Genomic DNA, 13,087 nt, shown 5'->3' with positions numbered 1-13,087 from the left:
ACAGAGGTGCCCTGCGCTGATTGGCGGTCTCAATACTTCTCTTTGGCAAGGCCTTCGCATAGCGAACCTCTATGCGAAGGGTTGGACGAGCCCCCTTTTGATGGAGCCCGCCCATAAACCCATTTGATCAGGTTAGTTCGTAGCGCTCTTCGATTACCGCGAACAGTTGAGCAGCCTCTTCTTCAGCGCGCCTATTTTCCGTTCCTGAGATGGGTACCAATCTGATTCTGTCAAAACCCCCGACATACATTGGTCCGCCGACATCATCGTCATAAGGTGTTCCGTCATCGTTGATCGCTTCATGTCTGTCTTGGCTCAGGTCCTGATCCAGCATCCGCGATAGGTGCATCCAGACCCAAGCTCGGAAGGGGGACTCTTCCCGGTCTTCGATAAGCGTGCGCATGGCAGATACATTGCCGTCGCGTGCGAGCACAGTTAGCCATTGATAGGCCAGTTCGGGTCGACCGTGCGTATCGGCCAAGTCAACCATGGCGTACGGATCCATTTCATCCGATGGCTCAAGTTCAAGCGCACCAGGATCGCCGTAACGTTCTGCGGTGAGCAGCAACGCATGCCTAACCCCGCCCCTTGCCGCAGCCAGAAGGTGGTATCGATGTTTGGCCACAACCTGAACAAATCTGTCTGTACCTGCGGCGATTTCGGCGAAGCGCACTGGCTCGACCGACCACTGACCATGCCTACGCAGTTCGCGACCGAAGCGGCGGTCATCCTTCTCTGGCAGCCGTCCATATGCCTCAAGTATGTAGGCGGTCGCTAGATGTGCAGCACCTATGCCGCGTGAGGTGGCCGCCTCCAATCCCCTTAGCAGCAAGGGAAGCTCGCTTAGCAATGCACCAAAGCCTTGCGACATGCGATGGACTAAGTCGGTAGACACCCATCTGGCGACGACCGCCGAGCCTGGCTTGTCAGTATCCAGCCAGTCGTCTTCTTCGCTCGCAAGCGCATCAATCAGCTCCTCGAAGCGAATCGGCGCATAGCCGGATGTATCGAGGAAACTAGTCAGGCCTTGGGCTGTGCGCTCCGCCTCATCGGGTGACATGCCAAAGTCCAGACATCGCTGGATGATCCGGTCCTTATGCGGCGTGAGACCGGTGTCGCGCCAGTCCACATCGCACCAGACGGCTTGGTGAAGGAAGGCTGCATGGGTAGCAAATCCGGCGGCTGCCGCCAACAGTTCATGGACCTGGCTGCGGGTGAGCGAGGCGAAAGCCTGCGCCCGAAGGTGTCCATGGAGGTGAAACGCATATTGCTTTATGGTCATGACTCGTCCTCGATGGCCAAGCCGATCCGGGTCAGGCGCACACGTTTAAGTTCCCGGCAGCTGGCCAGAAGAAGAATCGATCAGGGGATACGGCCGGTTTTTGCTCGTGTGCAAGCAAGGCGGGCGCCGTGGGTAGTGTATGCCCTCTGCTACCAGGATTCCAAGTGCGCTGAAACTGCGTGCAATAGTTCACAGCGTCATCGTTCCTGCGCGGCCAGGAGCGGACACTGGTACGGCCGCCGAGCCCATCGCTGGGCATGTGCAGATTTTTGTGGCAACGGGTTTAGAGTTACACAAAAACCTGCACATGCCCGATACCGGGCGAAGATGTAATACGGCAGGTCGCCAGCGACGTGGGCGTATCGATTTTACGAATCGAACCAGATAGGCCCGAGTAGATTTACTCTGGGCCGGATAGAGCCCTTCAGCAAAAGTGGACTTCGACTAACGCCTGCCTAGTGCGTTCCTAGCCAGATCGACCTTTAAATAGAACATTTCGACCAACGCGGCGGTTCGTACACATTTCAGCCCGCATCGAATCTAATCAATGAAGAATTGGAACGCTCCTTCACATCTAGGCGACGACGAAACGCTATTCCCGCACTCCAGCCTTAGCGAAAACAGCATCTGAATCGACGACTAAAAGCACCAATGCCCCTCAAGGCGACAGGCTTACTCAAGCTCACAACAGGGGAAATAGGCCTTGTGTCGCCTCAACATAGCGCCTCCAGTGCGTTATGCAAATGTTCGAAACCGATGAACTCCTGTTCCAATCGTAGATTTTCGCGAATTCGTTGGTCACGCAGATCGTCGTACAAGCTGCGCTCCTCATTGCGCAGCCTAAGTAGGTCGCGTGTCACTTGATCTTTTTCGCGCCCCCATACCGCTTTGAATTCCTTCAGTGTGACCCGATCCATCAGAAATGCCTGTACATCGGGAAAGCGGGCGCGCAGCTGATCAAGAATTGCAAAGCCATGTGTATCAATGTCGCCCCAGTAGTACAGCTGGCACTGCCGAAGCCAAGTGTTTCCGTCCAGCCCATCAAACCCATACCCGGCGCCGAACAAGACTATGCTCCCGTTGACCGGAGGAAAGGCTAGAAAATTGGTTTCGTTCTCGGTGATGAACACCTGCGTAGCACCGCAGCGCAGGGCCCGAAAACTGTCAGCATCTAAGGTGATATCGCCTCCGATCACGCCCGGCAACAGCGAAAGCGCCGGGTCGAGCAACCGGAAGCGCACTCGCTCTGGTTTGGCAACGAAGCCGTAGCGCCGATGAAAGCCAGCGACGCCGCTAACCGATGCATCGATGGCACTCTCTGGAAGGGCGATATCGAACAGCTCGACTAGAACGCTACGATGATTCTCGATGAACTTGCTATGGACGCCGGGAATATCCACCTGGCGCAGATAGATGCCTGGACGCGGATGCTTCAGCATCCAAGCGACGACATCCAGCAAGCGCGACCAATCACTGCCCAAGGCCAACGCGCGCAACGGCCATTTGTATAACCAACCGAGCAAACTCGGCTGGCGGTCCCGGGCCTGTTGAACCTGCACCTCGAACGCGGCAGCTTCATCCTGGCGATCGATCAGCAGGAGCGCATCGCTCAACGTATCGACCCAAGCTTCAACCGGAAGAACGGCTTTTCCGCGTACGCGGTGGCTGAACTGGCGCGTCTCGATGCGGATGTTCCGCAGAGCGTGCAGTTCGGCCACCCAGACCCGCACGTCTTCAAAGCGATCGACCAAGTCCACCGAAGTCGGGCCGCGCAGCCTCAGCCGCAATGGAAACGGCGACTCACCACCAGCCAAGGGAGCCAGCAATGCGCCGCGATCCCACGCCTTGCCAACCTGTGCGACCAAGTCCGTCGCTGATGTCCAGCTCATCCGGCTATCCGCGCTTTCTCAGCGCGGTACTCGGCAATTGAAAGATTGCGCAACTTCGATGCACGGCCGGCCTCGTTGTGGACAAAACCAACACTAGACACGAATGGCTCGATCACGTGAATTTTTTGCAGCGGAGTAACGATCAGTAACTGCAGGTTGAGCTTGGCAAACAAGGCCAGCCCGTACTGTGCCGATTCATCGGAGCCGCGCCCGAACGCCTCATCGATCACCACAAAACGGAAGGAGCGCGAGCGTTCTTCACCCCATTCCAGCCCGAACTGATAGGCCAGGCTGGCGGCAAGGATAGTGTAAGCCAGCTTCTCCTTCTGCCCGCCGGACTTTCCGCCTGAGTCGGAGTAGTGTTCGTGCTCTGCATCGTCCTCGTGCCAGCGCTCGCTGGCACCGAACAGGAACCAGTTGCGCACGTCGGTGACTTTTGCTGTCCAGCGCCGATCCTGCTCTGATAGGCCCTCGCGCCCACGGAAGCGGTCGATGATGGCCTTCACTTGCAGAAACTTGGTCTCCGAGTACTGGTCGTCTTGGCCGGTACTCAACACGTCATCGGTGCAGCCGCGCAGATTAGACTGGAAATCACGGATGTCAGCGTCCAAGCTGGTCTGCGGCTCCAACAAGATGTACCGCCCCGGGTTGTAGTCGATTTGGACCAGTGAGCCATTTATACGATTGATGCGGTCCTTGATCGTCTCACGCTCGCGAAACAGCTGCGACTGAAAGTTGGCGATCTCACGGATAGTATTCTCATTGAGCAGTTCTTTAAATCGGGCTTCGAAACGTGGCAAATCGTCAGCCTGTAGCGCCTGAAGCATCTTTCCGTACTCATCGAGGGCTTGGATACTTGCGTCGAACTCCGCCGTGTCCAACGGATACTCACGTCGGAAGTCGCCCATCACGTTGACAATCTTCTCCCGCAACCGGGCGATCCGTTTGTCTTCGGCATCTAGCTTGTCCTGCAACCACCGGCGGAATTCGCTCTCGCGGTTATCACAAGACTCCACGCTGAGTTGGTGCTCACCTAGCGCTGTGTCCCGCAGCTCGGCCAGCGCTTGGAAACGTTCGGCATGCAGTGAACCGTCGGGGGCACCCAGAACTTGCCTACTCTGCTGCTGTAGGTCCCGGGCATCGGTCTGCTTCTGCTCCACACCGCCCAACTTTCCTTCATGATCCTTCCGTTCATGTTCGTCGCGTGCGATTTGCGCCAGCACTTCCTCGAGTTGTTCGCTAAGCCGTTGCAGCTGGTCTGACGAGTTTGCCAGCGCTTGCTTCTCGTCCTCAAGGTTGGCCAGATCCGTGGCCAGTCCGCGCCAGTCGATTTCCCGCCACTCATCGTATACCTCCAGCTTTCCGAGCGTCGTCTGGCGCGCCTTTAGCTCATCTTGCCTTTTCTGCTGATTGGACAAATTACTAGCGGTCTCTGCCACTGTACGCTCGACCACTCCGCGCTCCTCCTCCAACGTTCGGACCTTGGAGGCATTGCTCCAACCCAACACGTAGCGACTCCGATCATCTAGTCGATGCCGGTCATCTTTCTCGTGTCGTTCGCCCGCCATCTTCACCTGCCCGGTACGGGTGATAGCACGAACTTCTCGACGGAACTGCTCGGGTGTTTCGCAGCACGCAATGTCGAACCGACGGTGCAACTCCTGTTCCAGCCAGTCGTAAAAGCTTGTCTCCTGATGAATCTCCAGCTTACGAACCAGTGCGTGTGGGTGTGGCGAAGGCAGGCCACCTTGTCTGCGATCCCGTACTCGGTAGTACACGAGCCGACCGCGCAGATGGGTGCGGTCAACCCAATCGGCGACGCGCGAATAGTGTGCGTCTGGTACCAGCAACGACAGGCCAAAACCACGCAGCAGGCGCTCGGCCGCGCCCTCCCATGCTTGTTCGTCCTCTCGCACTCGGATCAGCTCGCCCGCGAAGGGCAAAGCCTCCTCCCCCAACTCCAAGGCCGAACACAAACTGCGACGCAGTGTGATCTGATCGGAGGGCAAATTGGAGCGGCGAGCCTTGAGGCTTTCGATCTCTTCAACCAAACGGGCATGGGCTTCGCGACCATCACGCAACTGTACCGCCAGTTCGGTGCGTCTGTTATCCAGATCCGCTTCCTGGCTACGAGCCGCCTCAATCCAGCCACCAAGCTGCTGACGCTGGGCCTGAAACTCACCGGCATCAGTCGCTGGCGGCTGTTCGATCTCTCGCAGAAGGTTGGTGTATTGTTCGGCCCGCTGACGACGGCGGCTGAGCTCATTGGTGGTTTTCTGGATCTGCACATCCAGTTGTTCAAGGCGGTCGCCGCCGTTGTCATGGATAGCCCGTCGGAGTTCCACCTCGTCCGTACGGCAGCGGATGAGGCCTTCCTCCAATCGTTGCAACTGATCTGTATGCCTTGCATGCTCTTGCCCCAGCAAGACCAGACGGCGTTCGAGAAGATCGTGTTTGAGCCCTGCGAAGTACGCATGAAGCGCATCACGATTGGCACGCAGGCCTTCGGTTTCCGCCAACAGGCCACTAAGGCGCTCACCATCACTTACCAACGGCACCAGCAGCTCTACCTGGCGCTTCGCTTTAAGCACTGCCTCATGAGCGCGGTTAAGATCATCGAAATGGCCGATCAATGCTTGGATACGCGCCGCGACGTCAGAGGGTTCGAGCATGTGCCCGCGCACGAAATCGGTGAGGTTCCCGACGGATTTCATCGACACGGTCTGATGAAACAATTCCAACGCCTGTTCGCTGTCGATACCGAAACGACGCTTGAACCACGCACCGTAGGGCGGAAAACTTTCCTCGACCTCGGCACCCAGCCCTCGCAACTTCCGCCGCAGTTTTGAGATCTCGCTGCCGAAGCCGGAGAAGTGGTTGACGATCGACAAATCCTGTTCGGCGCCTACGAAGAGCCGCGCCGGTTGTCCCACGCCATCTTTCATCCAGAAGACCTGTGCCAAAGTGATCGTCTGGTTGTAGCCGACATTGTGAAACACGCCGAGGATGACTGAGTAGCAGTTGAGATCGCGCAGCGCTACGGGCTTGGCCGTACCGGTGATTTCGTTCCGCTCGGACTTGTAGTGACCAAGCACGTACGAGCGCAGTGAGCGCTCCTTGTTATCAGCACCCGCGGCCTTGTTGTAGGCGATGCGGTGGGCCGGTACCAGCAGGGTGGTAACGGCATCGACCAGCGTGGATTTGCCAGAACCGATGTCGCCAGTCAACAGCGTGTTACTCCCGTCCAGGGCCAGCGTCCACACCCGCTGATCGAAGGTTCCCCAATTGAACACCTCAAGACGCTGGAGTCGGAAGCCAGCTAAGGGCCCCTGGGTGTGCTCCGCCTCAACTGGCACGGGACGCGCAACATCGTCGTAAACAAGCTCTTCAACTTGGTTCATCTGCGCCACCTCCAATTTGCACCCGATACGCGGCCAAGCGCGCATCGAAGTCCGCCAACCACTGCGCATCCACGAATGCCTTTAGGATACGACGTACCTCATACAACGCAGGTTGCGAGCCAACATGCCCGGCCGCTGGCTTCATACGACGCAGAAAGCCAAGCTCCACGATCTTCCCAAGATGGGCCTCGAGCTGGTCGAACAACCGTGCTTCGTTGCTTGATGAAGGCAGGAACACCCGCATCATCTCGACGATGTCCTCGAGTGTGAGCACAAGTCGGGTATCCCCACCTCTGGCATCGGCTTCGGCCAGCTTACGGCGCAGCAATGCGAGCAGGAGACTAACGGGAAACGACAACTGTCGGCGTGCCACGAGTCTTGGGATCGCGTCGGCGGCACCATCGTCGGCGTCAGCTAGACGTCGAGAACGCAAAAAAGCGTAACCCTCGGCTTCGTCCAGGATCAGCTCCAATCCCAGCACGGAAAGATAGTCACGTACCTGTGATTGTAATGCGAGCAGACTACCCCATAGCGGAGGATCGGACTCCTGATAGAGCACTCCCTTAAGCAGCTTCACCGCGAGCACGGGAAGGCCGTCACCGGCATGCGAAGCGGAGAGATTTTCCATCATGTGGCTCCCAGAAAGATCACGCGTAGCAGACCCGCCTGGCGATGATAGGGGCGTCCCTCAGCATCCACCCCCACCCAGTCCACTGGGTCACGCACGTTTTCGTCGACGACGCTCTTAAAGTCATCGTCGGCGAGTTGCAGATAAGCGATCAGCTCGGCCAGTCCCTGTTGCATCGGCTGCATTCGAACGAGTTCGGCCAGCGTGATCTGGCTCCGTCCATGCAACGCGTGGCGGACATGGCGGACCAGTCTCGCTTTGTCCACGAAAACCTGCGCGTAGAGCGCGGCATCGTCAACGTCAGCGCCGTCCGCTTCTAGCACGACGTCAACGATCTTAGGTTGTAGAGCGGCTGTGTACAGCGGGCGCTCCATTGGCAGTTCAACCGAGACAGAAGTTCCATCAACATGCATGACTATGTCAGCATTTGGCGCATCTCGCAGTGCCAAGGAATGGGCTTCGATCGAATGCAACAGATCCATGATACGACGATTCTCCAACCATGCTTGGTCGTCGAGAAAGCGGCGTAGCTGACGACTGAGTTCAGCTACGGTACGCTGCGTATGCTCACCAGCCTCAAGCCAGTCGTAGTGCACGCGTCGCACCCGTGCATCTGGCTGCTGCTCATTCACTGCGGGCAGCGTCAGCACCCGGTCCAACAGCCCAGACAGTTCTTCCTGCCGGCGACTGGACATGAGGAAGTCCCAGAACGCCCGAAAGCTGCGCCCCTGGTCGGACTCGGCGATAACGTCGCGTTCGCCCATAACCTCTTCAAGCAATGCCCCTTTGCCTCCCTCCCAAAGCGCGATGCGCTCGCGCACTCTTCGATCTAGCTGACGGAAGTTGTGCTCGACTTCGCGAAAATCACCGAGTAGCTCCCGCGCAAGCTGCAGAAACTGCTGGAAGCGATCGCGCACCGCTGTGTCGTCCAGCAAGGGCGGGGATCCGTCAAGCACCTGATTGATCTCGGCGTCGATCTCGGCCCGACGCCGCTGAAGTTCTGCCACCCTTGCCACCGGGTCTGTCTGGGTACCCTCGCTGATCTGCCGCAGCAGTTCGAAAAGGGTGAGCAGGCGCGACTCGGTACCGACAAAACCACGCTCGCCCAACGAGCCCAGCCACAGGATCGCCTTTTCCGCAGCGGGGGTCAGATCGAACAGCGGTTCATCCGAATCTGGTCCATAGAACTTGCGCAGCCAGCCCTTGTCATTGGCCGCCCAGTCATCGAGATAGTGCAGAGCTTCCCTTGGAAAAGCGTCATTGCCCAGCTGTTGACGCAGACCAAACAGCTGATCCTCTAGGGCCTCCACTAGGTCAGCCTGAGCGACGTTACGCACGTTTGGCGCTACGAAAACTCGATGCAGGAAACTGGCCAACAGCGCCGCATGATCAGCACGCAATAACCGCCAGGCCGGGTGGTGCTGGCGCAGCAATTCCAAGGAGGCATAGTCCAAACGCATCGTACTGATCATAGTCAATCAAAGTGCACGGGATGAGACTGAGAGTCCATGGTCGACCAGAGGCTCCAATTTTCATGGTACCTCTGCAATCAAACATATTCGAACTCGGGCTCACTAGCCAGCAACAGTTTCCCTTTGATCGAAACTGCCGAACAGGGTCAAATCGCCCCTCCTCTGAGGTGGCTATTCAGTTCGCCCCACAAAAGTCGATCGAGAAAGAGAAATAGATCACTGCCGCTGCGGACTCTTACGAATACTCACGCCCCAAGTCTCTCGGCCACCCGGATCACTAGCAGGCTGCTGAAATACCGATCGCAAAACGGCGCATTGCGGGCGATTGAAGCCTCACTGGCCAAGCGCCCGGTCAGCACACCGGAAGCCGGCGTATTCGAGGCCCGGCACGGGGCGAAAAACGGGCTTGAATCTACATTTTCACGCCGTTGCCCCGGACTGCGGGCGCACCTGTCCCAAGCTCCGCATTCGCACCAGGTTGTAACCGACCATGTTCAACACGAACATCTGGTCCACCTTCTCCAACCCGCGCACCATCGCCTGTCGGATACGGCCAATTGATTTGGCCCAGCCAAAGCCTTGCTCGATCAGCTTGCGTTTGCGCTGGGACAGCACATAGCCATCGCTGGCCGCAATCTCATCGGGCACCGCCGAGCGGCGACCGGACGTGTTCTGCGCCACATGCGGCACCACCTTCATCGCCTTCAGCGCCTCGATGAACTCAGCCGCGTCATAACCCTTGTCCGCGCCCGCCGTCACCTCTGCGTCCTCGGCCGCTGCCTGGCGCGCATCGCCCAGCATCGCCTTGGCCGCCTCGCGCTCGGCATATCCATCGGCCCGCGTCACCCGCGCATTGGCAATCAACCCATGCCGGTTGTCGCTTAGGGTGTGCCCGATATAGCGCAGTTCGCTGGCCGTGTTGCCGTTGCGATACAGCCGCGCATCCGGATCGGTGGTGGAGGCGTGCGTCTCATTGCTACGCGTGCGGCCCCTGAAATAACCGCCGTCCTCCTCATCCCTATCCTTGCGCACGAAACTCTTGTGCCCGGCCCAGGCCTGGATCAACGTCCCGTCCACACTGAAGTGCTCACCCGACAGCCGGGCCTGTCCTAGATTTTGTGTAAACGAGTCACCGGCAGGAAACTGCCATCTGACCTGGAGATACCATGAGTTCACGCAAACATGAAGTACCCAATGAGTTGCTGAGCAGCTTGTTGGCTAACTACAAGAGACCTGAGGACCTGATCGGCGAGAACGGCTTGCTAAAGCAGTTGACCAAGCTGCTGGTAGAGAAGGCGCTCGATGCAGAGATGACCGAGCACTTGGGGCATGAGAAACACGACCCGGTGGCCAACGGTGCTGACAACACTCGCAACGGCCGCAGTCGCAAGACGCTCAAGGGTGAGTTTGGCGAGCTGCCTATCGAGGTGCCACGCGATCGCCAAGGCACCTTCGAGCCCAGGCTAATTCCGAAGCACCAGACCCGTTGGAGTGGGTTCGACGACAAGATCCTGTCACTGTACGCACGAGGGATGACCGTGCGCGAGATCCAGGCACACCTGGAGGAGATGTACGGGGCCGAGGTGTCGCCGAGCTTAATCTCATCGGTCACAGACGCAGTGGTGGATGAGGTCAAGGCGTGGCAGGCGCGCCCGCTCGATCAGGTCTATCCGATCGTGTACTTGGACTGCATCCACGTCAAAGTTCGAGACGGTGCAGTTCGAGTCAAGGCGGTCTACCTGGCCATCGGCATAACGATGAGCGGTGAAAAGGAAGTTCTGGGCCTGTGGCTGGCCCAAACAGAGGGTGCGAAGTTCTGGTTGCAAGTGGTGACGGAGCTACGTAATCGCGGCGTGCCAGACATCTTCATCGCCTGTGTCGACGGCCTGAAGGGCTTCCCTGAGGCTATCGAGGCAGTGTTTCCGTACACCACGGTGCAACTATGCATCGTGCATATGGTCAGGCACAGCTTGAACTATGTGTCGTGGAAGCGGCGACTAGAAGTGGCGGCCGACCTCAAGCGTATCTACACCTGCGCCACCGCCGAGGAAGCTGAGCAACGGCTCACCGAGTTCGAGGCACGCTGGGACAAGGAGTACCTGCCGATTGGCCAGTCTTGGCGGCGTAACTGGACACGGTTAACCCCATTTTTCGACTATCCACCCGAGATCCGTAAGGTCATCTATACAACCAACGCAATCGAGTTGGTGAACATGGGGCTACGAAAACTAACCAAGCACCGCGGCGCGTTTCCGAGCGACGAAGCTCTCGTCAAACTGCTCTACCTCGCGTTGCGCAACATCAGCAAACGATGGACCTTACCCATCCGTGATTGGAAGGCAGCCCTGAACCGATTTACCATCCAGTTTGAGGGGCGGCTCCCTCAGCTGTAATCCGAATCCCGTTTACACAAAAATCTGCACACGCTCGTGCGATTGGAGCCCAGCTGGCAATATATATTCCCCCCTTGCTGGCCATCTTCGGCTGATGCCTAAAATTCATTAAGCCGAAGCCGCTTCGCGGCTCGGCCTGCGTGTGTGCTGTGAGCGATTTATTCTTGCCAATCCTCGACCTTTTCAGGCGCCGAGCAGCACCATATGTTCGAGACATTTTTCCTGGCGAAGTAGTGCTGTGGCCAGCTGATTCTTAGATGTCGGGAGGCGAGCGCGGACAACGGTTTGACGATTTGCTTCACGAGGTCATCGCTCGGCCTTTGAAGAACGAGAATCCCCAAAAGTCGAGAAGTAGATTGATTCGTGAGCAGCCACTCTTATCCTCAAGACGTCATGCGAACTGAGTCGGACACTTTGCGACCGGATGTAAATAGACATGTGTCAGTGCTCGATTGGCAAATTCAGCTGCGCCCCCCTATCGACGCAGCCAACGTTCAAACCACTGGCAGGGTCAGGGAGGGCTTGTAGGACCGCCCCCGGGCTCCGTCGAAGTCGAACTCGTAGAAACGCACAGGACCCATTAGCAGTTGATGTTGTCCGAGGTAGAAGGTGAGTGCGTTGGGTGCGGCAATAAATAAGTGCGTGGTCTTCCCGGATGCAGCGCTTCCGTTGGCTTTGACCTGCGCGGCCAATGAGCGCGCCAGCTCGAAGGCGTGCCGCCCATTGAGCACTGAAGCCGGTCCTGAGCCTCCGGAAGGCCTGAGTACTAACAGTCGGCCGACGAGGGGAAGGGAGCGCTCGATGTAGGACTTCGCATCCGCGGCGATGTCGTGCGTCGCGGCGACGGCAATCGCGATTTCAGGTGCCGTTGCATCGATGACGATTTCGGTCAGTTCAAGCTTCGGCCAGGCGTGATCCCAATCGGCATCATCCGCCGCCCAGATCTGGCGCGCCGGCGAGCGTTGTTCCATCTCAATGACCCGGCCGATTTTCGTATTGAGCACGGAGCCGGCCGCAAACGCCAAGGTCGCGTGCACATCCAGTGCCAGACGCGGCCTATCGCTTTCCTGGGCGGCTTGTAGCAGGAATCTTTTGAGCTCGGGATAAAGTGTGTTCGACCACTCTGCCTCGTCGCGGATGTATCGCTCATCGAAGTCAGGCACGAAATCCAATACGCGGGTGCACCGATCTTCAAGGCGATCTACCGGATGGCTGAAGGATTTGACGCCGTAGACGATAGGGCGAGGTGTCCCTCCATGGGCAAACAGGCCCTCCTCTTCGCATACGCGCCGGAAACTGGCGCGGTCAAACTCCAATCGACCTTGGCCAAGCCACTTGTAGACGACGTCGTCATATGGGAATGCACTTTCGTGCGCAGGAATGCGACGCAGGCCGACGAGACCGAACAATGTGTCCAACTGGTCACGACAATCATCCAGCGAATCATTGGCCGCGCGGAACGCCAGCACCCCGGCGAACTGTCGCAAGGCCTCATCATCAAGCGACAGATGCTCCCGCCACTCCTTGCGGACGGTCCCTGTCTTGCTGTTGTCCGTCTTGGTGTCGAACAATCGCTCCACCCGAATAGCGCCGGACCGGGTGCCCATGATGGCTCGTAACGGATCGTTCCGGTCCGGCTGCCAGTTCGTTAACAGCGTGAACTGAACGGGGTCTTCGGAAGTGCCGTGCGTGAGATGAGCACTGTGTGCGCGCTGCAATAATGACCTCTTTTCAGCGTTGATGAAAAGAGGATCGATGAGCTGTTGGTAGCCGTAGCTTCCGGGCGTTGTATGCCACTTGCACTGGATGTGCTCGCGCAGCAGCGTCTTCCCATTGAGCGTGCGCGGACCGCGACCGCGGTCATACTCGATCCAGATATCGTCGTAGCTTCGAGGGCCGGACTCGAACCCTACGCGGACGATTGGGCTCTCGCTATCGAGTAGACGACCGGCTCGCAGCCAGAACTGCCTTGCCTGGAAGTCGTCGCCCTCGCGCCGTGCCGTGTTTGCCTGGGTCATGTTA

The 13,087-nt window shown here is 58.1% G+C and carries 7 protein-coding genes and 1 pseudogene; 1 reads left to right on the top strand and 7 read right to left on the bottom strand.

Features of this window, described 5'->3' with window-relative positions:
- Positions 1–127: 127 nt before the first annotated feature.
- The 6 genes and pseudogenes from ACVOMB_RS01430 to ACVOMB_RS01405 all read right to left on the bottom strand — a co-directional run.
- A complete protein-coding gene (locus ACVOMB_RS01430) occupies positions 128–1,282 on the bottom strand; it encodes a hypothetical protein (protein ID WP_481529611.1) in 1,155 nt (384 codons plus the stop codon).
- Positions 1,283–1,995: 713 nt separating this feature from the next.
- Positions 1,996–3,171: a Wadjet anti-phage system protein JetD domain-containing protein gene (locus ACVOMB_RS01425; RefSeq protein WP_481529610.1), complete on the bottom strand. Its 1,176-nt coding sequence runs from the start codon at positions 3,169–3,171 to the stop codon at positions 1,996–1,998.
- Positions 3,168–6,572 (bottom strand): ATP-binding protein, encoded by a 3,405-nt coding sequence (locus ACVOMB_RS01420; protein WP_481529609.1) that lies wholly within the window; start codon positions 6,570–6,572, stop codon positions 3,168–3,170. The genes ACVOMB_RS01425 and ACVOMB_RS01420 overlap by 4 nt, the downstream gene beginning before the upstream one ends.
- Positions 6,559–7,200: a DUF4194 domain-containing protein gene (locus ACVOMB_RS01415; RefSeq protein ID WP_481529608.1), complete on the bottom strand. Its 642-nt coding sequence runs from the start codon at positions 7,198–7,200 to the stop codon at positions 6,559–6,561. The genes ACVOMB_RS01420 and ACVOMB_RS01415 overlap by 14 nt, the downstream gene beginning before the upstream one ends.
- Entirely contained in the window at positions 7,200–8,660 is a 1,461-nt protein-coding gene (locus tag ACVOMB_RS01410) for a DUF3375 domain-containing protein (RefSeq protein WP_481529607.1), read from the bottom strand. Before ACVOMB_RS01410 ends, ACVOMB_RS01415 begins: the two co-directional genes overlap by 1 nt.
- A 432-nt stretch (positions 8,661–9,092) precedes the next feature.
- Positions 9,093–9,770: pseudogene (locus ACVOMB_RS01405) on the bottom strand (IS5 family transposase); the annotation flags it as partial.
- Between the two features lie 68 nt (positions 9,771–9,838).
- On the opposite strand from ACVOMB_RS01405, the gene ACVOMB_RS01400 reads away from it, so the two are divergent.
- The gene (locus ACVOMB_RS01400; RefSeq protein WP_481529606.1) at positions 9,839–11,065 is read left to right on the top strand and encodes an IS256 family transposase; all 1,227 of its coding nucleotides are present in this window, start codon (positions 9,839–9,841) and stop codon (positions 11,063–11,065) included.
- Between the two features lie 494 nt (positions 11,066–11,559).
- Here the strand turns inward: ACVOMB_RS01400 and ACVOMB_RS01395 are convergent, their stop codons facing one another.
- A complete protein-coding gene (locus ACVOMB_RS01395) occupies positions 11,560–13,083 on the bottom strand; it encodes an SAVED domain-containing protein (protein ID WP_481529605.1) in 1,524 nt (507 codons plus the stop codon).
- Between the last annotated feature and the right edge of the window lie 4 nt (positions 13,084–13,087).

The sequence above is a fragment of the Stenotrophomonas sp. STEN018 genome (assembly GCF_056760235.1).
This window is presented reverse-complemented; position numbering and strand designations above follow the sequence as displayed.